This window comes from Halorhodospira halophila SL1 (assembly GCF_000015585.1).
In the GTDB taxonomy this organism is placed as follows: domain Bacteria; phylum Pseudomonadota; class Gammaproteobacteria; order Nitrococcales; family Halorhodospiraceae; genus Halorhodospira; species Halorhodospira halophila.
Genome location: NC_008789.1, coordinates 2095956 through 2120583, shown reverse-complemented (window position 1 = coordinate 2120583; position 24628 = coordinate 2095956). Strand labels below are relative to the sequence as shown.

The window sequence follows — 24628 nt, the reverse complement described above, 5'->3', positions numbered from 1 at the left end:
CCTCGGGCAGGAAATGGATCAAGACCGGAGCACGGAGGAACCATGGGAAACCGTCTATCAAAGATCGCCACCCGCACCGGGGACGAGGGCCGGACCGGCCTCGGCGACGGTTCGCGGGTGGACAAGGACAGCCACCGGGTCGAGGCCTTCGGCGAGGTGGATGAGCTGAACAGCTTCATGGGCCGCTTACTGGCCCATGAGTTGCCAGAAGACGTGGCGCCGGTGCTGGCCCAGGTCCAGAACGAGCTCTTCGACCTGGGCGCCGAGTTGGCTGTGCCCGGTCACTCGGCGCTGCCCCTCGAGGCCGTGGAACGGCTGGATGGGGCGCTGGCGTACTTCAACGATTCCCTGCCGCACCTCAAGGAGTTCATCCTCCCCGGTGGCGGCAAGGCCACGGCGGACTGCCATATCGCCCGGGCGGTCTGTCGCCGGGCCGAGCGCAAGCTGGTGGCCCTGAGCCATCACGAGGCGGTGCGTGACGAGTCTATGGCCTACCTCAACCGCCTCTCCGACCTGCTCTTCGTCGTTGCCCGGGTTCTCTCCCGCTACGAGAACGGCGGCGAGGTGCTCTGGCGTCCGGCGGGTCAGCGGGCGGCGGATGAGGGCGCTTAGCGTGACGATCAGCTTCTCGGCGGCAGGGGGGAAGCGGGTCATGACAGCAGGGTGTGTGGTGTGCCGGCCTGTGGTTCGGCTCTGCCGGCTGAAGAGGATCGGGAAGGCGGGGCAGCGCTGCTACACTGACGATGACTGTGTATCCCGAGGTTCCAGCCATGGCCGATCCGCAGCCCGCCGGGATGACCGCCGAGGCGTACCTCGCCTGGGAGGCGGAGCAACCCCTCAAGCACGAGTTCGTGGCGGGGGAGATCTTCGCCATGGGCGGGGCCTCGGACCGCCACGTGACCGTGACGCTGAACGTGGCCAGCGCGCTGCGCCAGCAGCTGCGCGGGGGTGGCTGCCGTACGTACATGGCCGACATGAAGGTGCGGGTGGCGGCTGCCGACGCCTTCTTCTACCCGGATGTGCTGGTGACCTGCGATCCGGCCGATCATCAGCGGTCCCAGCACAAGGAGGCGCCGTGCCTCGTGGTGGAGGTGCTGTCCCCCTCCACGGCGGCGTACGACCGGGGTGCCAAGTTTGCCGCCTACCGCAAACTCCCTTCGCTCCGGGAGTATCTCCTCATCGACCCGGAGATCGGGAGCCTGGAGCTCTACCGGGCGGACGGTCAGGGCCACTGGGTGTTGTACCCGCACGAGGCCCACGAAGAAGTGGTGCTGGCCAGCCTGGAGGCCCGGCTCATCGGGGCCGAGGTCTTCGAGGACGCCCCGCCGGGGCCCGAACCGCGCTAGGGGGCATCGCAGCCGGATTTCTGGTGCTGCTGGCGGCGTGGTCGCCGGTGCATGCTGGTGAACGCTGCGTGGAGGACGACGCCGGCCGCGAGGTCTGCCTGGAGGCCCCGGCGGAGCGGATTGTGGCCCTCTCGCCCGGGGCGACGGAACTGCTCTTCGCCGCCGGCGCCGGGGACCATGTGGTGGCCGCGGTCAGTCACGCGGATTATCCGGAGGCGGCGGAGGAACTGCCCCGGGTCGGCACCTACGACCGGCTCGATATGGAGTCGATCCTCGCGAAGGATCCGGATCTGGTGGTGGGCTGGACCAGCGGCAACTCCAGCAGCCAGCTGGAGCGGATCGAGGCGCTGGGCCTGCCGCTCTACCGCAGCGATCCGAAGGTCCTCGACGAGATCGCCACCTCCCTGGAGCGTCTGGGTACCCTGGCCGGCACTGAAGACGAGGCCGACGCCGAGGCCGCCCGCTTCCGCGATGCGCGGGACGAGCTGGAGGCCGAGTACGCCGACCGCGATCCGGTGCGGGTCTTCTACCAGATCTGGCCGGACCCGGTGATGACCGTCAACGACGAGCAGATCATCAGCGAGTCGATCCGCATCTGCGGCGGCGAGAACGTCTTCGGTGATCTCGACAGCCTGACCCCGCGGCTGGACACCGAGTCCATCCTTGCGGCCGACCCGGAGGCGATCGTCGCCGGCGGCATGGGCGAGGCGGATGACTCGTGGCTGGAGGAGTGGCGGCGCTATGACATCCTCGAGGCCACCGCCAAGGACAACCTCTTTTTTGTCGAGCCGTCCACGATCCAGCGCCCGACGCCACGCATCCTGGAGGGGACGCGGGTGCTGTGTGACAAGCTCCAGCAGGCCCGGCGCAATCGCTGATGGGGGTTGAGCGCACAGCCGATCAGCGGGCGCGCGCCGGCGCGGTGAGTGAGGAGGGCGGCGCTTTGGCCCAGCCGAGTCGCATCGGGTCGCCGGTGCGCTTCCTGGTGCCGCTGGCCGTGCTGGCCGGGGCGGCGCTGCTGGCGGTGGCCACTGCGGTGGCTATCGGCAGCGTGCCGCTGACCCCGGGGGAGGTGCTGGCGGTCTTCACCGGTGGCGGGGAGCCCCTGCACCGCACCCTGGTCCTCGAGCTGCGCCTCCCCCGTGCACTGGCCGCCTTCGCCGTCGGCGGCCTGCTGGCGGTGGCCGGGGCGCTGATGCAGGTGCTGCTGCGCAATCCGCTCGCCGATCCCTATGTGCTGGGGCTCTCCGGCGGTGCCGCCGTGGGGGCCCTGGCGGCGATGCTCGCCGGCCTGGGGATGGCGCTGGTCTCCGGGGCCGCCTTTGTCGGGGCGCTCTTCTCAACCCTGCTGGTCTTCGGCCTGGCCCACGGCACCGGCAGCTGGACGCCGACCCGGCTGCTGCTCACCGGGGTGGTGGTGGCCTCCGGCTGGGGGGCGCTGGTGACCTTCATGCTCGCCGTCGGCCCCACCGAGCAGCTGCCCGGGATGCTCTACTGGCTCATGGGGGATCTGGCCTACGCGCGCAGCCCGTGGCTGGCCCTGGCGGCGCTGGCGGTGGCCGTGGCGGTGGCGGTCCCCCTGGGGCGCAGCCTCAACGTCCTCGCCCGCGGGCCGCTCCAGGCGGCGGCCCTCGGTGTGGCCGTGAGGCCCCTGGAGTGGGGGGTCTACGTGGCGGCGAGCGTGCTGACCGCGGTGGCGGTGACCACCGCGGGGAGCATCGGGTTTGTCGGTCTGGTGGTGCCGCACATGCTCCGCCTGGTACTGGGCAACGACCAGCGGCTGATCCTGCCCGCCGCGGCGTTGGCCGGCGGCGCGCTGTTGGCGCTGGCGGACGTCTTCGCGCGCACCCTGATCGCCCCGGAGCAGTTGCCGGTGGGCGTGATCACGGCGATGCTCGGCGTCCCGCTGTTCCTCTATCTGCTGCACCGGAGTCGGTAGGTCGCGTCATGCTGCAGGCCCAGGATCTGATCATCGATATCCCCGAGCGGACGGACGGCTACCCGCTCAACTTCGCCATCGAGCCCGGGGAGGTGTGGGGCGTCCTCGGTCCCAACGGCGCCGGCAAGACCACGCTGCTGCACACCCTGGCCGGGTTGCGCGCGCCCCGCGCCGGCGTGGTTCAGCTCGACGGCGTCAGCCTGCGTCGCTGGCGGCGCAAGGCCCTGGCCCGGCGCCTGGGGGTGGTCTTCCAGGAGCGCCACGACGGCTTCCCCGCCTCGGTGCTGGAGACCGCCCTGATCGGGCGTCACCCCTACCTGACCCCGTGGGATCTGGAGACCGCCGAGGACTTGACCTGTGCCCGGCAGGCCCTGGAGCGGCTGGAGCTCGGTGCCCTGGAGGAGCGGCTGGTCAGTACCCTTTCCGGCGGCGAGCGCCAACGCCTGGCGATGGCCACGGTGCTGGCCCAGGACCCGGCCGTGTGGCTGGCTGATGAGCCCACCAACCACCTCGATCTTCGCCACCAGGTGGCCGTCATGGATCTGCTCGCCGGCCAGGCCCGGGAGGGGCGCGGGGTCTTTCTCTGCCTGCACGACATCAACCTCGCGGCGCGCTGGTGTACGCACATCCTGCTGCTCTACCCCAACGGCGATGCCTGCTGGGGGCCGACCGGGGTGATGCTGGTCACCGAGGCGCTGGAACAACTCTACGGCCAGCGGTTGGTGGCGACCGAAGCCGACGGTGCGCGGGTCTTCGTGCCCGCCGGCGGGATGCCGTGCGCTTGATCGCCCCCTGCGTGGCCAGGCTGGAACGCTGGAGTGCCCGGTGGCCGCTCCTGTTCCACCTCTACGCCCTGCCGTACCGCCGGTTGGTGGCCCGGGAACTGCGGCTGGCTGGGGTGGTGCCGGGGGAGCGGCTCCTGCATGTCGGTTGCGGGGCCCTGCCGTTCACCGCAGTGCTGGCCGCGCGACTGAGTGGTGCCCGGGTCACCGCCGTGGACCGTTCGGCCGCGGCGGTCGCCGGGGCTCAGGCGGTTGTGGCCCATCTCGGGATGGCGGGGGCGGGGCCCGGCCGGGTCCGTGTCGTGTGTGCCGATGCGGCGGCCGACCCCCTGCCGGAGATCGATGTGGCCCTGATCGCTCTGCAGGCTTGTCCGCGCGGTCCGATCCTTGCCAATATCCGCCGCCAGCGTGCGCCGGCGCGCGTGCTCTTTCGTCTGCCCCGGCCCGGCCTGGAGGGTCAGTACGGGGGCCCGCTGGTCGGCGAGTCGGTGGCGGGTAGCTGCCGGCACCGGATGCCGACCTTCGATCGCACCGAGCTCTTTCTCCACCCGGCACCGGTGAACCTGTGAACGGAACGACCCTGCGTTGGACCACCCTCGGCGCCCGCGCCGCTCTGGCGATGCTGTTGGTGGCGCTGCTCGGGGCCCTGTGGGCCGGGAGTGCCCCCGAGTGGGCCTGGGTGCACGGCCAGCTGCAGCAGCTCCGGCAGCTGGCCGAGTCGCAGCCGGTGCAGGCGGCGCTCGCCTTCCTGGCCCTGCGTTTTTTCTTCTCGGTGGTCTCGGTGCCCGGCAGCGGGGTGCTGACCGTTGCCGGCGGGGTCATGTTCGGGTTCTGGGCGGGGCTGGCGCTGGTCCTGGTGGCGGTGAGCACCGGCGCGCTGGCGATCTTCCTGCTCACCCGCTACGCCCTCCACGATGCGGTGCGCCGCCGGTTCCCGGACGCCCTGCAGCGTGTGGACCGGCACTGTGCCGATCACGGGCCGAGTGCGCTGTTCCTGCTGCGCATCGCCGAGCCGTTCCCCACTTTCCTGATCAACGCGCTCTTTGCGCTGACCCGGATGCCGGCGCGGACCTACTTCTGGGTGAGCCTGCTGGGCATGCTCCCTGGCGTGACCATCCTCACCAACGCCGGGGCGCATCTGGAGGCGGTCCACACCCCGGCGGAGCTGATGAGCACTGGGATGATCGCCTCGCTGGTGGCGTTGGGCGCGCTGCCCCTGCTCTCCAGCCTCGCCGCGGCGCGGCTGCGTCGGCGAGGCGCCAGCGGCGGGCCGGAGGGTTAAAAGCACCGGCGAGGTCTCTCGCCCCGGGGGCGGTGGTGTCCGCGTCAGCGGCCTAGACTGGACACTAACCGTTGCTGCGCCGTTGCGAGGGCCCCGGGTTGGTGTCCCCCCAAGAAGTCTTCCGTGCCGAGGGCATTACCAAGGTCTACCGCATGGGCGAGGTGGCGGTGCACGCCCTGCGCGGGGTGGATCTGGTCCTCTACGCCGGGGAGCTGGTGGTGCTCCTTGGGCCGTCGGGCAGTGGCAAGTCGACGCTGCTGAACATCCTCGGTGGGCTCGATACGCCCACCAGTGGTCGGGTCATCGTCCAGGGGCGCGATCTCACCCGAGCCGGGGAGGCGGAGCTGACGGCGTTCCGCCGCCACTTCGTCGGCTTTGTCTTCCAGTTCTACAACCTGATCCCGAGCCTCACGGCGCGCGAGAACGTGGCCATTGTCACCGAGATCGCCCGCGACCCCATGCGCCCGGAGGAGGCACTCGAGCTGGTTGGCCTCGGTGCCCGCCTGGATCACTTTCCCTCCCAGCTCTCCGGGGGCGAGCAGCAGCGGGTGGCCATCGCCCGCGCCGTGGCCAAGCGCCCGCAGGTCCTGCTCTGTGATGAGCCCACCGGTGCCCTCGACTCGAAGACCGGTGTGACCGTGCTGGAGGTCCTCGAGCGCATCAACGCGGAGTTGGGCACCACCACCGCGCTGATCACCCACAACGCGGATATCGCCGCCATGGCTCACCGGGTGGTGGACTTCAAGGACGGCCTGATCGACTCGGTGCGCACCAACGATCAGCGGCGTCGGGCGGCGGAGCTCTCCTGGTGACCGCGCTGACCCGCAAGCTGCTGCGCGAACTGGGGCTCATGCGCGGCCAGGTGATCGCCATCGCGGTGGTCATCGCCGGCGGGGTGGCGACGCTGATGATGTTTCTCACCGCGCTCTTCGCCCTGACCGACACCCGCGACGCCTTCTATCAGGAGTACCGCTTCGCCGATCTCTTCGCCGCCGCCGAACGGGCGCCGCGGGGTCTGGTGGAGGAGATCGGGGGCATCGACGGCGTCCAGCGGGTCGAGGACCGCGTGGTCGCGGCGGCCAACCTGGACGTCCCCGGCTACGACAACCCGGTGACCGGGCGCATCCTCTCCCTGCCCGAGGGTCGGCAGCCGGACATGAACCGCCTCCACCTGCGCCACGGTCGGCTGCCGGAGCCCGGTCGGGAGCAGGAGGCGGTGGTCAGCGATGCCTTCGCCGAGGCCCACGGGCTGCGCCCCGGTGACGGGCTGGCGGCGGTCGTCCGCGGCCGTTACCAGCGCCTGGAGGTGGTCGGTGTCGCGGTCTCGCCGGAGTTCATCTACCAGATCCGGCCGGGGGAGATCCTCCCGGACTATGAGCGCTACGGCATCCTGTGGATGAATCGCCGGGCCCTGGCCGCCGCCTACGACATGGACGGCGCCTTCAACGACCTGTTGCTCACGCTGCAGCACGGAGCCCGGCCGGGTGACGTGATCGACGCCGTGGACCGTCTGCTCGAGCCCTGGGGCGGGCGCGGTGCCTACGGCCGGGCGGATCAGCTCTCCCACGCACTGCTGGAGGATGAGCTGACGCAGCTCGCCAACCTCGCCTATGTGCTCCCGGCGATCTTCCTCGGTGTGGCGGCCTTCCTGCTCAATGTCGTGGTCGGTCGCCTGATCGCCACCCAGCGCGAGATCATCGGCACCCTGAAGGCCTTCGGCTACTCGCGCCTGGCCATCGCTACGCACTACATGCGGCTGGTGCTGCTCATCGTCGGCCTCGGCGTGGCCGTCGGTGTGGCCGTCGGGTATTGGCTGGGGGGGCACCTGGCCGAGCTCTACGCCGAATTCTTCCGCTTCCCATTCCTCGAGTTCCGGCTGCAGTTGCCGGTGGTGGCCATCGCCGCCGGGGTGACCGCGGCCTCGGCGCTGCTGGGGACCTGGATGGCGGTCCGCCGCGCCGCCCGACTGCCACCCGCGGAGGCGATGCGCCCGGAGCCACCCCCGACTTACCGGCCTACGGTGGTCGAGCGCCTCGGTCTGCAGCGCTGGTTCAGCCAGCCCACGCGGATGATCCTGCGCGGCATCGAGCGGCGTCCGCTGCGGGCGGTGCTGGCGACCCTGGGGATCGCCCTGGCGGTAGCGGTGCTGATGATCGGCCCCTACCAGCGCAACGCCCTCAATACCATGATCGACGTCCAGTTCAACCTGGTGCAGCGGGATGACGTGACCGTCTCCTTCTACGAGCCGACATCGCGCAAGGCGTTGCACGAGCTCGCCGGTCTGCCGGGGGTGGACCGCGCCGAACCGTTCCGGCAGGTGGCGGCAGAGGTCGCCTTCGGCCATCGTCGTCACCGGATGGCGGTGCTCGGCCTGGAGCCCGGTGCGGACCTGCGCCGCCTGCTGGATACCGACCTGCGCACGGTGCCGCTGCCCGAGGAAGGGGTGGTGCTCACCGACTATCTGGCCGATCAGCTTCAGGTCGGACCCGGCGATACGTTGGAGATCCGGGTGCTTGAGGGCCGGCGGCAGACCCTGGAGGTGCCGGTCAGCGGGGTGATCGCCGAGTACCTGGGGGTGTCCGTTTACATGGATCTGGATGCCCTGAACCGGCTGCTCGGCGACGGCGACGCCATCTCCGGCGCCTGGCTGGGCCTCGCCGGGCCGGAGCGCGGGGCGTTGCTGCGCGAGCTCGACCGCCGTCCGCGGGTCGCCGGGGCGACCGAGGCCGACGCCGCCATGCGCAACTTCGAGGAGAATGTGGCCGGGACCATGATGGTCACCGCGGCGATGACCACGCTGCTTGCCGGAGCCATCGCCTTCGGGGTGGTCTATAACAATGCGCGGATCGCGCTGGCGGAGCGCTCCCGGGAGCTGGCCAGCCTGCGGGTGCTCGGTTTCACCCGCCGCGAGATCGCCTACCTGCTGCTCGGCGAGCAGGCTTTGCTGATCGCCGCTGCCCTGCCGGTGGGGTTCGTCATCGGCCACTACCTTTACGCCATCATCGTCCAGGCGGCGGAGTCGGAGCTCTATCGGGTCCCCATGATCCCGTCGCCGGCGGGCATGGCCCTGGCGACCCTGGTGATCCTCGCCGTTGCCGGCCTCTCGGCGTGGGTGGTGCGGCGCCGGCTGGACCGGCTGGACATGGTCGAGGCCCTGAAATCGAGGGAGTAGCGATGCATCCACGCTGGAAGCCCATCATCGGCTGGGCACTGACCGGTCTCGCGGTCCTCGGGCTGCTCGTCCTGCTGCTGCGGCCGGCGCCGATCCTCGTCGATACCGAGACGGTCAGCCGTGGCCCCCTGGAGGTCACCCTCGAGGAGGAGGGCAAGACCCGCGTGGCGGACCGGTACGTCCTCTCGGCCCCGGCCGCGGCCCAGGCCCGCCGGATCACCCTGGAACCGGGTGACCGGGTCGAGGCCGGGGAGGTGCTCGCCACCCTTGATCCGATGGCGGTGCCGGTGCTCGATGCCCGTGCCCGGGATCAGGCCCGGGCCCAGCTCGAAGCGGCGCACTCGGCGCTGGGGGCGGCCCGCGAGGAGGCCGAGGCGGCGCAGGCAGCAGCGGAGTCGGCGGCCGACGAGTACCGTCGGCTGGCGGCTCTGGGTGAGGAGGGAGTGGTCGCGGAGCGGGAGGTGGAGCGTGCCGATGCCGAGCGACGGCGGGCCTTGGCCGGGTGGCGCTCGGCGCAGTTCCGGGTGGCCACCGCCGAGGCGCAGCGCGACCAGGCCGAGGCCGTCCTGCGCTGGGAGGGGGAGGACGCCCTGGCGCCCGGGGACATCGAGCCGATCCGTCTGCGCGCCCCGATCGATGGCGCGATCCTTAAGCGCCACTTCGATAGCGCCCGGGTGGTGCAGCCCGGGGAGCCGATCCTGGAGATGGCCGATCTCGGGCGGCTGGAGGTCGAGGTGGAGGTGCGTTCGGCGGATGCGGTGCGTATCACGCCGGGGATGACGGTGCGGCTGGAGCGCTGGGGCGATGAGGCCCCCCTGGAGGCGGTCGTACGCCGGGTGGAGCCCTACGGCTTCGAGTACATTACCGCCCTCGGCGTGGAAGAGCGGCGGGTGCGGGTCATTGCCGATCTGGCATCGCCGCGGGAAGCCTGGGAGCGCCTCGGCGACGGCTATCGGGTCAACGCCGTCTTCGTGCTCTGGTCGGCGGAGGACGTGCTGCGGGTGCCGACCAGCGCCCTGTTCCGCCACGATGACGGCTGGGCGGTCCTGGTCGCAGAGCAGGGGCGGGCGCGGCTGCGGTCGGTGGAGATCGGGGAGCGGGGTGCCCGCCAGACCCGCCTCCGTTCCGGCCTGGAGGACGGGGAGGCCGTGGTGGTGCATCCGCCCCGGGAACTCGGCGACGGCGACCGCCTGGAGGTGCGCCGCTGACCGCGCAAGGCGCGGTTGCGAGCATTGTCCGATGAACCGGAAATCCCTAGTCTAGCCGGGCTTGGTTCACGGGGAGCGAGCGGTGAAAGAGGTCCGACAAGTGGGTGCGTACACCCGGGTGGCCAACTGACCCATGGCGATGATGGCTGGTTTTGCAGGCGGCCTGGCGGTGGCCGCGGGCAGTGCCCTGGGGGGTGTCGCCCGCTTCTGGGTGGCGGCGCTGGTCAATCGGCGGCTGGGCGAGGCCTTCCCCTGGGGGACGCTGGTCGTCAACGCCTCCGGCGCGCTGCTGGCCGGCCTGCTGGCGGCGGTGCTGGCGGCCACAGGTGGCCTGGCCACGCTCGAGGGGCTGCTGCTGATCGGCTTCTGCGGCAGTTACACCACGGTCTCCTCCTTCGCCCTGCAGACCTTCACCCTTGTTCAGGCCGGGGGCTGGCCCCGGGCGGTCGGTAACGTCTTCGCCACCCTGGCGCTGACTCTGTCCGGCGCCTGGCTCGGGCTGCAGGCGGGTGCGTTGATCCCGGGGGGCGGCGTATGAGGATCACCCTCTGGGTGGCCGCCGGCAGCGCGCTGGGCGGGGTGAGCCGCTACGGCGTCGATGGGGTCATGGTGGCGGCCGGCTGGGTCGCCTTCCCCTGGGGCACGCTGTTGGTGAACACGATCGGCTCGCTGTTGATCGGTATCGTGGCCGCCTGGGCGGCGTCGGATCCGGGCGAGCGGGCGTTACCCGTCCACTGGCGGCAGTTCGCCGTGAACGGCTTCTGCGGCGGGTTTACCACGTTCTCGATCTTCAACCTGGAGACCCTGGCGCTCCTGGAACGGGCCCCCGCGTGGGCCGGCGCCAACGTGCTGGCCACCACGGTCCTCTGCCTGGGAGCGGTGGCGATCGGTTACGCTGTGACGCAGCGACGGCTCGGTGGCTGATCAGCGGCCGTCGCGCTGAGACCGTTACCGAGGCAATCTGGGGGCGCATCATGAGAATCTGGGTCGACGCGGACGCCTGTCCGGGAGCCATCAAGGAGATCCTCTTTCGCGCCGCCCAGCGCACCGGGGTGGAACTGACCCTGGTGGCCAATCACCCGATCCGCGTCCCGCCGTCGCCGGTCATCCGCTCCGTTCAGGTGGCGGCTGGGTTCGATGTGGCGGACCATGAGATCGTCCGCCGGGTAGCGGCCGGGGACCTGGTGATCACCGGCGATATCCCGCTGGCCGCCGAGGTCATCGAGGCCGGCGCGCAGGCCCTCAACCCCCGCGGTGAGCGCTATACGCCGGAGACCATCCGTGAGCGGCTGAACATGCGTGACTTCATGGATACCCTGCGCGCCAGCGGCGTGGATACCGGGGGGTCGGCCGCCCTGAGCCAGCGCGATCGGCAGGCCTTTGCCAACGAACTCGACCGCATCCTGGCCCGCCGCCCGTCGCAGGGTTGAGCGTCGGGCGGGCTAGGAGGTGACGGTCGCGCCGTTGAGGTTCTCGTAGAGCTCGCGGAACTGCCCGGTCAGCTTGTGCTTTGGCGCCCAGTGGATCAGCGGCTGGGCGTTCTGGTGCGACTCGCGGACCTTGACGGAGCTGTTCAGGTGCGGGGCGAGGATGGGCAGTTCCTCATTGATCAGCTCCTCGACCAGCTGCCGGGGGAGGTTGGCGCTGGGCTGGAACTGATTCACCACGATCCCCTCGACCCGCAACGCCTCGTTGTGATCCTCGCGGATCTCCTCCAGGTGCTCGACCAGCTCGTAGAGCGCTCGACGGGAGAAGTCGTCGCAATCGAAGGGGATCAGGCAGCGCTGTGCGGCGATCAGTGCCGAGCGGCTGAAGAAGTTCAGCGCCGGCGGGGTGTCGATGTAGATGGCATCGAAGGGGGTCTGCAGGCTGGAGAGGGCGTCGCGCAGCTTGTAGATCTTGTAGCGCGCCTCCAGCTTATTCTGCAGTGCCTCCAGCTCCCGGTTGGCCGGCAGGATGGAGAGGTTCTCGAACGGGGTCTCGGTGATGAACTGATCCAGGTCGGCGGGCTTGCGTGGCCCGAGCCGGAAGCCCAGCGTCGAGGCGTAGAAGTCGGCGATGGTGTGTTCGCAGGTCTCTGCGGCACCGCCGAGCAGGTACTGCGAGGAGTTGCCCTGCGGATCGGAGTCGACCACCAGGGTCCGTAACCCGCTGGCAGCACTGATGGCGGCCAGATTGCAGGTGATGGTGGATTTGCCCACCCCGCCTTTCTGGTTGAAGATCACGCGATTCACGCTTGCCTCCTGCCCCGCTTGGCCAACCGGTTAGAGATCGCGGGAGCGCTCGCAAGTATCGGGTTGATGGTTGCCCGGCGTCAATCCGCGGGCACCTGATCCTGAGGGCTCTCACTATCATTTCCTTCAATGGTCTGCTAGGATCCGCACCCTTCGCGGCCGGCGGCCGATGCTTCACTGCGTAGGCTTCGCCCCGGTCTCTTCTCGGCCTGGGTCTCCCTTTACGAGCACATTGCTGTCCTGAGCGCGCCGTCTCTTCGGCGCCGCACGGCAGTCATGTCCTCATGGGCAGCTCGCCACCATCGGGCCATTGGCTTCACGCAATCAGGGGAAGTGATGAACTGGGATCGGATTCAACGGGAGTGGTTCGGCAACGTGCGGGCCGACGTGCTGGCGGGCATCATCGTTGCGCTGGCGTTGATCCCTGAGGCGATTGCCTTTTCGATCATGGCGGGCGTCGACCCGCAGGTGGGGCTCTACGCCTCGTTCTGCATCGCCGTGGTGATCGCCTTCACCGGCGGCCGGCCCGGCATGATCTCCGGGGCGACGGCGGCGATGGCGCTGCTGATGATCACCCTGGTCAAGGACCACGGGCTGGAGTACCTGCTGTTCGCTACGCTGCTGACCGGCGTGCTGCAGATCATCGCCGGCTACCTGCGGGTCGGGCAGTTGATGCGCTTTATCTCCAACTCGGTGATGACCGGGTTCGTGAACGCCCTGGCGATCCTCATCTTCATGGCGCAGCTACCCGAGCTGATCGATGTCCCCTGGGCGGTGTACCCCATGGTCGCCGGTGGCCTGGCGCTGATCTATCTGCTCCCCTACCTGACGCGGCTGGTGCCGTCGCCGCTGGTCACCATCGTGGTGCTGACCACGATCGCCTGGTTCCTCGGTATGGACGTCCCCACCGTCGGTGATATGGGCAAGTTGCCGGATACCCTGCCGGTCTTCCTCTGGCCCGACGTCCCGTTGAACCTAGAGACGTTGTGGATCGTCCTGCCTTATGCCTTGGCGCTGACCGTGGTGGGGCTGCTCGAGTCGATGATGACCCAGGGGATCGTCGACAACCTGACCGATACGGAGACGGACCGCGACCGCGAGTGCAAGGGGCAGGGCATTGCCAACATCGCCGCCGGTAGTGTGGGCGGCATGGCCGGCTGCGCGATGATCGGTCAGTCCATCATCAATGTGAAATCCGGTGGCCGGGGGCGGCTGTCCTCGCTGGTGGCCGGTGTCGTCCTGCTGGTCCTGGTGGTCTTCCTCACCCCGCTGCTGGAGATGATCCCCATGGCCGCCCTGGTTGCCGTGATGATCATGGTGGCCATCGGTACCTTTAGTTGGCGGTCGCTTCGCGATATGAAGGACCACCCGCTGAGTACCAACATCGTCATGGTCAGCATGGTGGGCGTGACCGTGTTCACCCACAATCTGGCCATCGGCGTGCTCACCGGCGTGCTCCTCGCCTCGCTGTTCTTCGCCAACAAGGTCAGTCGCTTTATGTACGTCCGCTCCGACGTGCAGTCGCTGCCCGATGACCAGACTCTGCACCGGCGCTACGAGGTGGTCGGCCAAGTCTTCTTCGCCTCCGCCGAGCGCTTCCGGGAGTCCTTCGACTTCGGCGAGGACCTGGATACGGTCACCATCGACCTGACCCGGGCGCACTTCTGGGACATTACGTCGGTGGCAGCGCTTGACCGGGTCGTCATAAACTTCCGCCGCGAAGGCGTTGAGGTGGAGATCGTCGGCATGAATGAGGCGACGGCCACCATCGTTGATCGCTACGCGGTCCATAACGAGCCGGACGCCGTCGAGCGGCTGATGGGCCACTGAGCACGCAATGGAGTCCGAACGAATGAGCAAAGTCATTGCCAGTGTCGACGGGTCCCGCTCGTCGCCGGCCGTCTGTGATCATGCGGTCTGGGCAGCGAAACGGCTGGATGCGCCCCTGACCTTTCTGCACGCATTCCGCAACCCGCACGGCGAGCGCGATCGGGATCTCAGCGGCAATCTGACCTTTGGGGTGCGCGAGAATCTCCTCGACGAGATGGTTACGCTCGAGGAGCAGCGCGGCAAACTCGCCCGCGAACAGGCGCGTGCCATCCTGGAGGACGCCATGGCCCGGGCCCGCGAGCAGGGCATCGAGAATCCCGGCCGGCTGCTGCGCAACGGCGAGGTTACCGACGTGCTGGCCGACGCCCAGGACGAGATGCGGCTGCTGGTCCTTGGCAAGCAGGGCGAGGACGGCGACGCCCTGGCGCAGCACATCGGCAGCCATCTGGAGAGCACCATCCGCCGGGTGCAGAAGCCGATCCTCGTTGCCCCCCTGGATTTCCGGGAGCCGGAACGCTTCCTGATCGCCTACGACGGGAGCCCGGCAGCCCAGAAGGTGGTGGACCGCATCACCGAGAGCCCGCTGCTTCAGGGCCTCGAGGCGCACCTGTTGCTGGTGGATGCCGATACGGCGGTCAACCGTGAGCGCCTGCTGGGGCCGCGCCAGCAGCTGGAGGAAGCCGGGTATACCGTGCACGCCGAGGTCCGCCCGGGCGGCATCGATGAGACCGTGTGCAACTACCGCAAGGAGAAGGACATTCACCTGATGGCCATGGGGGCCTTCGGCCACTCGCGGCTGCGCCGGTTCTTTGTCGGCAGTACCACGACGCACATGATCATGCGTTCGAGCACGCCGCTGCTCATCCTGCGTTAGGAGCGGCCGTGGGCACGCCCGCGCTGATGCTCGCCGCGCCCGGCTCGGGGCAGGGCAAGTCGATGATCACGGCAGCCCTGGCCCGGCTGCACCGCAACGCCGGACGGCGGGTGCGGGTGTTCAAGCACGGGCCGGACTACCTGGATCCGATGATCCAGGAACGGGCCTCCGGGGCTCCGGTGTATCAGCTCCACCCGTGGATGACCGGGGCTGCCGAGTGCCGCGACCGCCTGGCCGCCGCGGCCCGCGAGGCCGACGTGGTGCTGGTGGAGGGGTCCATGGGGCTGTTCGACGGGGACCCTTCCAGTGCCGACTTGGCGGCGTTGGCCGGTCTGCCGGTGGCGCTGGTGATCGACGCCCGCGCCATGGCCGAGACCTTCGGCGCCGTGGTCGGTGGGTTGGCCCGGCACCGCGCGGATGTGCAGGTGATCGGCGCCATCGCCAACCGGGTGGGCAGCCCTGGCCACGCGCGCATGCTCGCCGGCAGTCTGCCCGAGGGGGTGGCCTGGTTGGGGGCGGTGCCCCGCGACGACGCCATGCATCTGCCCGATCGCCATCTGGGGCTGGTCCAGGCCGACGAGGTGGCCGACCTGGATGCGCGTCTGGATGCGGCAGCGGCCGTGCTGGCCGATGCCGGGCTCGGTGCACTGCCCCCGGCGGTCACCCTGGAGGCCGATCCGTTGCCGCCACCGCCGCGACGGCTGGTCGGTCAGCGGATCGCCGTGGCCCGGGATGCGGCCTTCGCCTTCATCTACCGTGGCAATCTGGAGCTGCTCGAAGCGATGGGGGCGGAGGTGGTGCCGTTCTCGCCGCTGCACGACACTGCGCTGCCGGCCTGTGACGCCCTGTGGCTACCCGGCGGTTACCCGGAGCTCCACGCCGCCACCCTGGCTGCCAACAGCGGGCTGTGGGCGGCGATCCACGCGCACCACCAGGCCGGCAAGCCGATCCTCGCCGAGTGCGGCGGGCTGATGTACTGCGCCGAGTCCCTGGTGGACGGCGAGGGGGTGACGCACCCGATGCTTGGGCTGTTGCCCGGGCGCGTCGAGATGGCCGGTCGCCTGACCGGGATCGGCCTGCAGAGCCTGGCGCGACCGGACGGCGAGCTGCGCGGCCACACCTTCCACCACTCCCGGCTGGAGACCGCCCTGGAGCCGGCGGAGTCTACCACCCGGCGCAGTGGCAGCCCGGCCGAGGCGGTCTATCGGGTCGGGTCGCTGACGGCCACCTACTTCCACGCCTATTTCCCCTCGGCTCCCGAGGTCGTCGCCGGCCTGTTCAGTCGTTAGGCTACGTCGATCTGCCGCCGGTGCCCGGTGGTCCCCCGAAGGTAAGGAGGTGAGAGAAGCGATGCGTGAAGATGCGAAGGATCCGCAACGCCACGCCGCGCGCATGGAGCGCAAGAGAGCGGTGATGGAAGAGCGCCGGTCCCGCGCCCAGCAGGATCGGGGTGTGCTGCTGGTGCTCACCGGTTCCGGGAAGGGCAAGAGCTCCTCGGCGCTGGGGATGGTCGCGCGTACCCTCGGTCACGGCCGCACGGCCGGAGTGATGCAGTTCATCAAGGGACGGCAGGCCACCGGCGAAGAGGCCTTCTTCCGCGATCAGCCCGGGGTGGACTGGCAGGTGATGGGCGAGGGCTTCACCTGGGAGACCGCCGATCGCGAGCGGGATGTGGCGGCGGCCCAGGCAGCCTGGCGGGCTGCCCGGGGGTGGTTGTGCGAGCAGGGCCCGTCGCTGGTGGTGCTCGACGAGCTGTGCACCGTCCTGCGCTACGAGTACCTGGAGCTTGGCGAGGTGCTCGATGATCTGTCCCGGCGGCCCTACGGGCAGCACGTGGTAGTCACCGGGCGCTACGCCCCGCAGCCGCTGATCGACGCCGCGGATACGGTCAGCGAGATCGCCTCGGCCCGTCACGCCTTCGAGGCCGGGGTCCGCGCCCAGCCGGGGATCGAGTGGTGAGAGCCCGCACCCTGATGCTCCAGGGCACCTGCTCCGGCGCCGGCAAGACGGCGCTGGTGGCGGGGCTGTGCCGGCTGCTCGCCCGCCACGGCGTCCGCGTGGCGCCGTTCAAGCCGCAGAACATGAGCAACAATGCGGCGGTCACCGCCGACGGTGGCGAGATCGGGCGCGGTCAGTGGCTTCAGGCCCTGGCTGCTGGGCTGCCGGCGCACACCGACATGAACCCGGTGCTACTCAAGCCCGAGGCCGAGCGCACCGCCCAGGTGGTGGTCCAGGGCCACGTCACCGGGCGGCTGGAGGCGCGCGCCTTCCGCGAGGCCCGCCAGCCGCTGCTGCCGCCGGTGCTCGAGTCCTTCCAGCGCCTGTGCGCCGCCTACGACGTGGTGCTGGTGGAGGGGGCGGGTTCGCCGGCGGAGCCCAACCTGCGCCAGGGGGATATCGCCAACATGGGCTTTGCCGAGGCGGCCGATGTGCCGGTCTGGCTGGTCGGCGACATCGATCGCGGCGGGGTCTTCGCCTCCCTGCTCGGCACCCTGGAGTGGCTCGACGACGCCGACCGGCGCCGGGTGGAGGCGCTGATCATCAACCGTTTCCGCGGTAGCCCCGAACTCCTCGGCGAGGCGCCAGCCCAGCTGGAGGCCCGGGGCGGGGTGCCGGTGATCGGCGTCGTCCCCGCCGTGCCCGATCTGCACTTGCCCGAGGAGGATGCCCCGTACCGGATGGCCGGGCCGCGCGGCTCCGGCGGCGCCCTGCAAGTGGTGGCGGTGGCCTATCCGCGGATGAGCAACCACGACGATCTCGACGCCCTGGACGCCGAGTCCGGGGTGCACGTTCGCTTCGCCCGCCAGCCCCGGGAGCTCGACGGCGCCGATCTCATCGTCCTGCCCGGGTCCAAGCACGTCTTCTCGGATCTGGCCTGGCTGCGCGAGTCGGGCATGGCCGAGGCGCTCTATCGCCACTGCCGCTATGGGGGTCGGGTGGTCGGCCTCTGCGGCGGGCTGCAGATGCTCGGCGAGGGCATCGAAGACCCGGAAGGCGTCGAGGGCGGCGGCAGCGCACCGGGGCTGGGTCTGCTGCCGGTGCACACCCGTCTGGCGCCGACCAAGCAGCTCGCCGAGGTGCACGGCCACGCCGAGTGGCCGGCGCCCGTGGCGGTCACCGGCTACGAGATCCACCACGGCGTAACCGGCGCCCAAGAGGGGCTCTTCCCCTTCGTGGCGCGCTCCGATGACGGTCGCGTGCTCGGCAGCTACCTCCACCGGCTGTTCGACAGCGGACCGTTCCGCCGTGCCCTGCTGGTGGAGTGGTTCGCCCTGGAGGGCGAGGGCGGCGACGAGCAGGCGCGCATCGAGGCGGAGCTGGACCGGCTCGCCGACACCCTGGAGCAGGCCCTCGAGCCGGGCTGGTTAAAGGCGCTGGGCGTACCTGCGCGGCCGTCGACCTAGGCGCTCGTCCCGTCCGTGGTTCCTCCCCGACGGGGGTACGAGGACTGTCTGCTGCGACGAACTGTCCGGCTCATCGATTTGCAACCGCCCGTTCGGCCCGCCTAGACTCCGCCCCTTCGATGTGGGTGCCCGTCGGCGAGATCGGATCGTCGGCGGGTTAAACGGGAAGTCCGGTCCAGCTGCCTCGCTGCAGTGAAGCCGGCGCTGCCCCCGCAACGGTAGGTGGGGCCTGCGGATCACAGGCCACTGCGAGACAGCCGTCATCCGGCGGCCCTCGTGGGAAGGCGGTCCGCACCGGCGCGTCCAGCGCCCCCCACGAGCCCGGAGACCGGCCCACAGCAACCCATGAAACGGCGTGCGGGCGGCGCGCCTGGGGGGCAACAGTCGGTCTGACCCGCCTTCTGGCGCGGCGGCGTTTCGTCGTCGGGCCTCCCCCAGCAGAAGTCGCCAGCGCCCGTCGCAAGACGAGGAGCGCTGACCATGAACACCCATGAACCAACGGCTGTGCGCCTGTTAGGCGCCCTGCTGGCTGCGGCGGTCTCGGTACCGGCCGGGGCCGCGGAGGAGGGCGATGAGCACGCGTCCTCCACCAGCCTCTCGCCGGTGCGCATCGAGGCCGGCGGCGATCCCCTGGGCCGCGGCGTGGCCAGCGAAGCCCTGCAGCGCCGCCAGGCCTCGAGCAGCGCCGAGATCTTCCGCGGCGAGGCCTCGGCCGGGGTCGGCGGTGGCAGCCGCAACGCGCAGCGGCTCTACCTGCGCGGTGTCGAGTCCAACAACCTCAACGTCACCGTGGACGGGGCCCGCCAGGGGCGGGACCTCCACCAGCACCGCGGCGGCCTCACCGGTCTGGACCCGGATCTGCTGCGGGCGGCCGATCTCGACCCGCGTCCGGCGGCGGACCAGGGCCCCGGTGCGCTGGGCGGTTCGGTGCGCTTCGAGACGGTGGACGCCCAGGATCTGCTCGACCCCGACGAAGAGACTGGGGCCCGCCTGCGCGCCGGCTACGCCAGCGCCGACGAGGCCGAGCGCGGCTCGGCCACCGCCTTCGGCCGGCTGGGCGGCGACTGGGGCGCCCTGGCCCATATCGGTGCGGTCAACCGGGACGACTACCGGGTCGGCGGCGGCGACACCATGCCGTACTCCGGCGGGCGCGATCGCGACTACCTGGCGCGCATCAGCCGCGTGCCGGCATCGGGCCATCAGCTGCGTCTCGGCGTGCAGCGCAACACCTTCGAGGGGGATCACCATTACGGCTCCTGGGGCAGTGACTTCGGTGATCCGAGCGAGACGACACGCCAAGACCCGGTGGGCCAGGAGCAGCGCCGCGACACCTGGACCGCCGAGCACCGCTACCGCCCGGCCGACCCCCACGTGGACTGGCAGGCCCGGGTCTACCGCAACGACAACCGCCTGGAACGCCAGGACGACAACACCACCACCCGCGCCGTCGAGCAAGGCGGCGACCTGCGCAACACCTTCACCCTGGACGCCGGGCCGACCCGTCACCGGCTCACCGCCGGTTTCGACTACTACACCGAGGACGGGCGCAGCGACCCCCACGGAGGCGGCTCGAGGCTCAGTCACCAGTCGCGCAACTTCGGCGCCTTCGTGCAGAACCGCATGGCCTGGGAGCGGTTGCGCCTCTCCGCCGGGCTGCGTTACGACGACTATGTCACCGACCTGCAGGAGGAGACCCTCCAAGGCGATGCCGTCTCGCCCAACTTCAGTGCGGAGTACGACCTGACTGCCGGGTGGACCGCCTTCGCCGGCTACGGCGAGGCGGTCAGTGGCGCCGGGATCCTGCCGATCGGCTGGCTGGCCTACATCGACGACGAAGAGACCAATCTGAATGACGGCGAGCCGTTCGAGGCCGAGGAGTCCCGCCGGCGCGAGGGCGGCCTGCGCTACCAGGGGCGGGATCTGATCACGGCCCGGGACCGCTTCGACTTCGAGGCGACGCTCTTCGAGACGCGGATCAAAAACAGTGTTGAGCGGGATGACCCGTGGGGCACACCGCACCAGCACAACCTGCCGCCCGATAGGCGACATGACGCGTTCTGGGATGAGGACGCCCCGCTGGTTGGGGGCGTCCGCAACCGCCCCGATCCGGTCCGCCTGCGCGGCTACGAACTGCGCGCCGCCTGGGGCGTGGGCCCCTACGACGCCCGGCTTTCGTTCCTCAGCGCCGAGGCCGTGGACGACGACGGCGACCCGGTGGGGGTGATCCGGCGCCTGGGTGGGGGCGGCGGTGACCGTCTGGTCTTCGATCAGCGCTGGGCGGCCCACGAGACCCTGACCCTGGGCTACACGCTCACCTGGGTGGGGGATCACACCGACGTCCCCGACGACGAGCCGGAGCGCGACGGCTACCAACTCCACGACGTGCAGGCCGAGTGGCAGCCGTGGGCCGACGACCGCCTGACCCTGGCGCTGGCGGTGAACAACCTCTTCGACGAGCAGTACGCCGAGCACACCTCCCTGGCGGTGGAGGAGAACGACGAGTGGCAGATTCGCGACGAGCCCGGCCGGGACGTTCGGGTGACCGGCACCCTGCGCTTTTGAGCCGGGTGCCGGGCTAGCCGCCGGCGGGCGGGTTGCCCAGGGCCGCCTCGAGGAGGTCGGCAATCCGCCCGTCCAGCCAGTAGCCCGGGCGTCCGGGCTGGCGCCCCTCGACGAAACCGACGTGCCCGCCGTGGCGCTGCAGCTCCAGGGTGACACCCGGGCCGAGCTCGGCGGTCTCCGCGATCGTCTCCGGCGGCACGAAGGGGTCGTCCGCGGCGTGGAGGAGGGCGGTCGGCTGGCGGATGGCGCTGAGCCGCTGCCGGCAGCTGGCGCGCCGGTAGTAGTCGGCGCTGTCGCGGAAGCCGTGCAGGGGCGCGGTGAGCAGGTTGTCGAACTCGCGCAGGCGGCGGATGCGCCGGATCCGCTCCGCCGGGACGGGGCTGTCGTCCCGGGCGGCAAACTTGTTCGCGGCCATGACCCGCAACCGGCGCAGCAGGTACGCCTGGTAGACACGCGCGAAGCCCCGCTCCAGGGCGTCGGCGCAGCGGTCCAGCTCGAACGGCACCGAGACGGCCACCGCCCGTGCCACCGGGGTGTCACCGCGCTCGGCCAGCCAGTTGAGCAGCATCGAGCCGCTCAGCGAGAAACCCACCACCGCCAGGGGGCGGTGGGGGTCGCGCTCGGCCAGGCCGGCGACCACGGCCTCCAGATCGTCCCAGGCGGCCGCGTGGTACGAACGCCGATGGCGGTTGGGGTGCCGCCCGGCCCCCCGCGACTGCATCACCACCGAGCCGATGCCGCGTCGGGCCAGCTCGGCCACCACCCCGCGGACGTAGGCCGAGTCGCTGCTCCCCCCGAGCCCGTGGCCGATGATCGCGAGCCCCTGGCCGGGCGGTCCCCAGGCCAGCTCCAGGAAGTCGCCGTCGGGCAGTTCGAAGACCTCCGGGGTCAGCGGCGGCCGGGGCGGGGTGCGCAGCAGCGCCGGGAAGACGGTCTGGGCGTGGCGGCCGGGCAGCCACCAGGCGGGTCGGAAGGCGGCGGCCTCGGGGCGGGTCACGACGGCTCCTCCTCAGGGGGTGCCGGGCCGCGCTCGGAGAACGCCACGTACCCGGTGACGTTGCAGTGCTCGCCGCCGGCGCGGGGCAGCTTGCAGACGAAGCTGGCGCCGGCGCCGGGCTCGCTGTCGACCCAGAGCGTGCCCCAGTGGGCGTCGGCGATCAGCCGGCAGATGGCCAGCCCCAGGCCGCTGCCCTTGGGCTTGCCGGCCTGCTGCTGAGAGATCTGGTGGAACTTGTCGAAGATCCGCCGCTGATCCTCGGCACTGATCCCCGGTCCGTTATCCGTGACCGACAGGCGCAGGGTGTCGCCGCGGCCCTTCTCCAGGCGCAGCCACACCTGCCCCTCGCCGGGCTCGGTGAACTTGGCGGCGTTGGACAGGAGGTTGATGATCAGTTGCATCAGGCGGTCCGGATCGCCCTTGATGGCGTTGTCGTCGCTGGCGATCTCGATGTGCAGCTGCGTCTGCCGGTCGGTGAACAGCTGCTGGGTGGACTCCGCCGCCTCCCGGGCCAGGCGCGAGAGATCCACGTCCTCCAGCTGCCACTGGGCCGAGCCGCTCTCGATCTTGGACAGGTCCAGTACCTGGTTGATCAGCCGGGTCAGCCGCTCGCTCTCGCGGACGACCACCTCCAGGAACTCGCGGCGCTGATCGGCGTCCATCTCCGGGTTGTTGAGTAGGATCTCGCCGAAGGCGCGGATCGAGGTCAGCGGCGTGCGCAGCTCGTGGCTGACCATGGAGACGAACTCGTCCTTGAGCTGGTCCAGCTCCTTGAGCCGCTCGTTGGCGGCGCGCAGCTCCTCGGTGGCGCTCTCCAGGGCGTGGGATTTCTCCTCCAGCCGCCGCGAGTACTCGATGGCCCGCGAGGTGGCGTCGAGGATCTCCATGACCCCCTCGTAGGAGAGCGCCTCGCCCTTGACGATGGAGGCCACCATCACCCGGGCCGAGGCGGAGCCGATGGAGCCGGCGAGCAGGCGCTCGACCTGATTGACCAGCTCGGGCTGTGCCTGCTCGGCCTCATCCAGCGGACGTCCGCGGTGGGCGCCGTACTCACGGATGACCCCGGCGGCCCGCTCCGGGCCGAGGAAGCGGCCGAGCAGGTCCTGCAAGTCGCCGACGGTGGCGGTGCCCTCCCAGAAGCGGGCGTCGCGCTCCGAGCGCAGGAAGACGTCGACGAACAGCGTGGCCTGGATGCGTTCCATGTCGCCCTGGCGATCGAACAGCGAGACACCGAGGAGCAGCCCGAGGTTGGCCAGCAGGGTCCAGAAGAAGGCGTGGGCGATGGGGTCCATGCCCTCCATACCGAACAGGCCGTAGGGGTGCAGCCATTCAATGCCCCACGGGCCGTCGGTGAGCAGCCGCTCGCCGAGCAGCCCCGCCTCGGCCAGCGAAGGCAGCAGCAGGGTGTACGCCCAGAGCAGGAACCCGGCCACCAGCCCGGCCAGGGCGCCGCGCCGGCTCGCCCCCTTCCAGAACAGCCCGAGCAGGACCGCCGGCGCGAACTGCGCCACCGCGGCAAAGGAGATCAGCCCGATGGAGACCAGGGCGTGGGTGTCGGCGATGAGCAGGTAGTAGGCGTAGCCGAGGGCGAGGATCGCGCAGATCACCAGGCGCCGGATGGTGACGATCAGCCTCGACAGATCGTGGCGCCCCCGGGCGTGAAAGCGGCGCAGGCGCAGCAGCGCCGGGGTCACAATGTCATTGCTGACCATGATGGCCACGGCGATGGTGGCGACGATCACCATGCCGGTGGCCGCCGAGAAGCCGCCGATGTAGACCAGCAGGCCGAGCAGCCCCTGATCGACGGCCAGGGGCAGGGCCAGCACGTAGTCGTCGCCGGGGATCTCGTCGCCGAAGAACAGCAGCCCCGCCAGGGCCACGGGCAGGACGAACAGGTTGATGACCAGTAGATAGAGCGGGAAGAGCCAGGAGGCCGTGCGGATGTGGTCCTCGTTGACGTTCTCCACCACGCTGACCTGCCATTGCCGCGGCAGGAAGAGGATCGCCAGGGCCGAGAGCGCCAGCATGGCGATCCAGTTCTGGTAGCCGCCGGGTAGTCCGGTGAGCAGGCCGAGCTCCGCGATGGCCGGCGAGGCCGCTGCCTCGCGGAAGAGCTCCACGGGCCCGGCAAAGAGGACGAAGGTGACGAAGATCCCGACCGCCAGGAAGGCGACCAGCTTGACCACCGACTCGAAGGCCACCGCCACCACCATGCCCTCCAGGCGTTCGGTGGCGTCGATGTGGCGGGTGCCGAAGAGGATGGTGAACAGGGCCAGGAGGGCCGCCACGTAGAGCGCCTTGTCGTCCAGAAGCCCGGCACTGCCCGCCTGGACCGCCTCCATGTCCGGGAAATGGAGCAGGACGTCGAAGCTCGAGGAGACCGCCTGGAGTTGCAGCGCGATGTACGGGGTGGTGCCGACTAGGGCGATGAATGCCGCCAGGCCGCCGAGGAGCATGCTCTTGCCGTAACGGGCGGCGATGAAATCGGCGATGGAGGTGAGCCGGTAGAGCTTGCTGATGCGCACGATCTTGCGCAGCACCACCCACCAGACGATGGCCATCAGGGTCGGGCCGAGGTAGATGGTCAGGAAGGCCAGCCCTTGTTCGGCCGCCAGGCCGACGCTGCCGTAGAAGGTCCAGGCCGTGCAGTAGACGGCGATGGACAGGGTGTAGACGTACGGGTTGTTGACCAGCGACAGGCCGCGATCGCCGAGCTTGTCCGCCGTATAGGCGACGGCGAACAGGAGCCCGACGTAGAGCGCCGAAACCAGCAGGATGGTCCACGCCGGCAGCACCGCGCTTACCCCTGGGCGGTGGCCCGGTTGAGCCGGGCCACCGCCGCGATCAGGCCGGCCCAGACGGTGAAGAAGTAGGCGTAGAACACCGGCATCCCCAGCACCTTGCCGTCCACTGCGAACAGCGATAGCACCGGATAGTTGAACAGCACCATCCCCAGCAGGGCCAGGGCGATGAGTCGTTCACTGCGCCGTCCCGTCAC

At 70.3% G+C, this 24628-nt stretch carries 23 protein-coding genes and 1 riboswitch; of the genes, 19 read left to right on the top strand and 4 right to left on the bottom strand.

From position 1 onward, the window contains the following. Positions 1 to 42: 42 nt before the first annotated feature. The 13 genes from HHAL_RS09730 (at position 43) to HHAL_RS09670 (ending at position 11159) form a co-directional block, all read left to right on the top strand. The gene (locus HHAL_RS09730) at positions 43 to 612 is read left to right on the top strand and encodes a cob(I)yrinic acid a,c-diamide adenosyltransferase (protein WP_011814711.1); all 570 of its coding nucleotides are present in this window, start codon (positions 43 to 45) and stop codon (positions 610 to 612) included. A gap of 158 nt (positions 613 to 770) precedes the next feature. Next, positions 771 to 1346, top strand: coding sequence for a Uma2 family endonuclease (locus tag HHAL_RS09725; RefSeq protein ID WP_011814710.1), 576 nt, complete (start codon positions 771 to 773; stop codon positions 1344 to 1346). A 23-nt stretch (positions 1347 to 1369) separates the two neighbouring features. Then, positions 1370 to 2224 (top strand): cobalamin-binding protein, encoded by an 855-nt coding sequence (locus tag HHAL_RS09720; RefSeq protein WP_011814709.1) that lies wholly within the window; start codon positions 1370 to 1372, stop codon positions 2222 to 2224. Further along, positions 2224 to 3285 (top strand): FecCD family ABC transporter permease, encoded by a 1062-nt coding sequence (locus tag HHAL_RS09715; RefSeq protein ID WP_011814708.1) that lies wholly within the window; start codon positions 2224 to 2226, stop codon positions 3283 to 3285. Before HHAL_RS09720 ends, HHAL_RS09715 begins: the two co-directional genes overlap by 1 nt. 8 nt (positions 3286 to 3293) lie before the next feature. Beyond that, the gene (locus HHAL_RS09710) at positions 3294 to 4070 is read left to right on the top strand and encodes an ABC transporter ATP-binding protein (protein WP_011814707.1); all 777 of its coding nucleotides are present in this window, start codon (positions 3294 to 3296) and stop codon (positions 4068 to 4070) included. Next, positions 4067 to 4636 (top strand): SAM-dependent methyltransferase, encoded by a 570-nt coding sequence (locus tag HHAL_RS09705; protein ID WP_187147859.1) that lies wholly within the window; start codon positions 4067 to 4069, stop codon positions 4634 to 4636. Before HHAL_RS09710 ends, HHAL_RS09705 begins: the two co-directional genes overlap by 4 nt. Then, positions 4633 to 5349, top strand: coding sequence for a TVP38/TMEM64 family protein (locus HHAL_RS09700; RefSeq protein WP_011814705.1), 717 nt, complete (start codon positions 4633 to 4635; stop codon positions 5347 to 5349). Before HHAL_RS09705 ends, HHAL_RS09700 begins: the two co-directional genes overlap by 4 nt. Positions 5350 to 5501: 152 nt before the next feature. Then, a complete protein-coding gene (locus HHAL_RS09695; RefSeq protein ID WP_081432256.1) occupies positions 5502 to 6161 on the top strand; it encodes an ABC transporter ATP-binding protein in 660 nt (219 codons plus the stop codon). Further along, a complete protein-coding gene (locus HHAL_RS09690) occupies positions 6158 to 8521 on the top strand; it encodes an ABC transporter permease (protein WP_011814703.1) in 2364 nt (787 codons plus the stop codon). Before HHAL_RS09695 ends, HHAL_RS09690 begins: the two co-directional genes overlap by 4 nt. A 2-nt stretch (positions 8522 to 8523) precedes the next feature. Next, entirely contained in the window at positions 8524 to 9729 is a 1206-nt protein-coding gene (locus HHAL_RS09685; protein WP_011814702.1) for an efflux RND transporter periplasmic adaptor subunit, read from the top strand. Positions 9730 to 9862: 133 nt separating this feature from the next. Next, positions 9863 to 10267, top strand: a complete 405-nt coding sequence (locus HHAL_RS09680) for a CrcB family protein (RefSeq protein ID WP_011814701.1) — start codon at positions 9863 to 9865, stop codon at positions 10265 to 10267. Continuing rightward, positions 10264 to 10653 (top strand): fluoride efflux transporter FluC, encoded by a 390-nt coding sequence (locus HHAL_RS09675; RefSeq protein WP_011814700.1) that lies wholly within the window; start codon positions 10264 to 10266, stop codon positions 10651 to 10653. Before HHAL_RS09680 ends, HHAL_RS09675 begins: the two co-directional genes overlap by 4 nt. Before the next feature lie 50 nt (positions 10654 to 10703). Beyond that, complete coding sequence (locus tag HHAL_RS09670) at positions 10704 to 11159, top strand: YaiI/YqxD family protein (protein WP_011814699.1); 456 nt, start codon at positions 10704 to 10706, stop codon at positions 11157 to 11159. Between the two features lie 12 nt (positions 11160 to 11171). On the opposite strand, the gene HHAL_RS09665 is transcribed toward HHAL_RS09670, so the two are convergent. Beyond that, positions 11172 to 11963: a ParA family protein gene (locus HHAL_RS09665; RefSeq protein ID WP_011814698.1), complete on the bottom strand. Its 792-nt coding sequence runs from the start codon at positions 11961 to 11963 to the stop codon at positions 11172 to 11174. A 336-nt stretch (positions 11964 to 12299) separates the two neighbouring features. Here HHAL_RS09665 and HHAL_RS09660 point away from each other — a divergent pair, with 336 nt between their 5' ends. From HHAL_RS09660 to HHAL_RS09635, 6 genes are all read left to right on the top strand, one after another. Continuing rightward, entirely contained in the window at positions 12300 to 13793 is a 1494-nt protein-coding gene (locus HHAL_RS09660) for a SulP family inorganic anion transporter (RefSeq protein WP_011814697.1), read from the top strand. Between the two features lie 22 nt (positions 13794 to 13815). Continuing rightward, positions 13816 to 14667 carry a universal stress protein gene (locus HHAL_RS09655; RefSeq protein WP_011814696.1) on the top strand — a complete coding sequence of 284 codons (852 nt, stop codon included), beginning with the start codon at positions 13816 to 13818 and terminating at the stop codon, positions 14665 to 14667. Between the two features lie 26 nt (positions 14668 to 14693). Beyond that, the gene (locus tag HHAL_RS09650) at positions 14694 to 15956 is read left to right on the top strand and encodes a cobyrinic acid a,c-diamide synthase CobB (RefSeq protein WP_041595618.1); all 1263 of its coding nucleotides are present in this window, start codon (positions 14694 to 14696) and stop codon (positions 15954 to 15956) included. A gap of 61 nt (positions 15957 to 16017) precedes the next feature. Further along, positions 16018 to 16626, top strand: coding sequence for a cob(I)yrinic acid a,c-diamide adenosyltransferase (gene cobO / locus HHAL_RS09645; RefSeq protein WP_011814694.1), 609 nt, complete (start codon positions 16018 to 16020; stop codon positions 16624 to 16626). Continuing rightward, positions 16623 to 18071 carry a cobyric acid synthase gene (locus tag HHAL_RS09640; protein WP_420842051.1) on the top strand — a complete coding sequence of 483 codons (1449 nt, stop codon included), beginning with the start codon at positions 16623 to 16625 and terminating at the stop codon, positions 18069 to 18071. The genes cobO and HHAL_RS09640 overlap by 4 nt, the downstream gene beginning before the upstream one ends. 106 nt (positions 18072 to 18177) lie before the next feature. Then, a riboswitch (cobalamin riboswitch) is annotated at positions 18178 to 18422 on the top strand. A 129-nt stretch (positions 18423 to 18551) separates the two neighbouring features. Beyond that, entirely contained in the window at positions 18552 to 20633 is a 2082-nt protein-coding gene (locus HHAL_RS09635) for a TonB-dependent receptor domain-containing protein (RefSeq protein ID WP_011814692.1), read from the top strand. Positions 20634 to 20646: 13 nt separating this feature from the next. Here the strand turns inward: HHAL_RS09635 and HHAL_RS09630 are convergent, their stop codons facing one another. The 3 genes from HHAL_RS09630 to HHAL_RS09620 are packed head-to-tail and all read right to left on the bottom strand — an operon-like array spanning position 20647 to position 24628. Then, the gene (locus HHAL_RS09630; RefSeq protein WP_011814691.1) at positions 20647 to 21630 is read right to left on the bottom strand and encodes a hydrolase; all 984 of its coding nucleotides are present in this window, start codon (positions 21628 to 21630) and stop codon (positions 20647 to 20649) included. Then, positions 21627 to 24425 (bottom strand): sensor histidine kinase, encoded by a 2799-nt coding sequence (locus tag HHAL_RS09625; RefSeq protein WP_011814690.1) that lies wholly within the window; start codon positions 24423 to 24425, stop codon positions 21627 to 21629. The genes HHAL_RS09630 and HHAL_RS09625 overlap by 4 nt, the downstream gene beginning before the upstream one ends. 5 nt (positions 24426 to 24430) lie before the next feature. Next, positions 24431 to 24628: a hypothetical protein gene (locus HHAL_RS09620; protein WP_011814689.1), complete on the bottom strand. Its 198-nt coding sequence runs from the start codon at positions 24626 to 24628 to the stop codon at positions 24431 to 24433.

What these genes read in the sequence shown, in the direction of transcription:
- HHAL_RS09730 (WP_011814711.1), top strand. Translation starts at nt 43, where the DNA reads ATGGGAAACCGTCTATCAAAGATCGCCACCCGCACCGGGGACGAGGGC.
- HHAL_RS09725 (WP_011814710.1), top strand. Translation starts at nt 771, where the DNA reads ATGGCCGATCCGCAGCCCGCCGGGATGACCGCCGAGGCGTACCTCGCC.
- HHAL_RS09675 (WP_011814700.1), top strand. Translation starts at nt 10,264, where the DNA reads ATGAGGATCACCCTCTGGGTGGCCGCCGGCAGCGCGCTGGGCGGGGTG.
- HHAL_RS09715 (WP_011814708.1), top strand. Translation starts at nt 2,224, where the DNA reads ATGGGGGTTGAGCGCACAGCCGATCAGCGGGCGCGCGCCGGCGCGGTG.
- HHAL_RS09655 (WP_011814696.1), top strand. Translation starts at nt 13,816, where the DNA reads ATGAGCAAAGTCATTGCCAGTGTCGACGGGTCCCGCTCGTCGCCGGCC.
- HHAL_RS09670 (WP_011814699.1), top strand. Translation starts at nt 10,704, where the DNA reads ATGAGAATCTGGGTCGACGCGGACGCCTGTCCGGGAGCCATCAAGGAG.
- HHAL_RS09635 (WP_011814692.1), top strand. Translation starts at nt 18,552, where the DNA reads ATGAACACCCATGAACCAACGGCTGTGCGCCTGTTAGGCGCCCTGCTG.
- HHAL_RS09695 (WP_081432256.1), top strand. Translation starts at nt 5,502, where the DNA reads ATGGGCGAGGTGGCGGTGCACGCCCTGCGCGGGGTGGATCTGGTCCTC.
- HHAL_RS09710 (WP_011814707.1), top strand. Translation starts at nt 3,294, where the DNA reads ATGCTGCAGGCCCAGGATCTGATCATCGATATCCCCGAGCGGACGGAC.
- HHAL_RS09650 (WP_041595618.1), top strand. Translation starts at nt 14,694, where the DNA reads ATGCTCGCCGCGCCCGGCTCGGGGCAGGGCAAGTCGATGATCACGGCA.
- cobO (WP_011814694.1), top strand. Translation starts at nt 16,018, where the DNA reads ATGCGTGAAGATGCGAAGGATCCGCAACGCCACGCCGCGCGCATGGAG.
- HHAL_RS09660 (WP_011814697.1), top strand. Translation starts at nt 12,300, where the DNA reads ATGAACTGGGATCGGATTCAACGGGAGTGGTTCGGCAACGTGCGGGCC.
- HHAL_RS09685 (WP_011814702.1), top strand. Translation starts at nt 8,524, where the DNA reads ATGCATCCACGCTGGAAGCCCATCATCGGCTGGGCACTGACCGGTCTC.
- HHAL_RS09680 (WP_011814701.1), top strand. Translation starts at nt 9,863, where the DNA reads ATGGCGATGATGGCTGGTTTTGCAGGCGGCCTGGCGGTGGCCGCGGGC.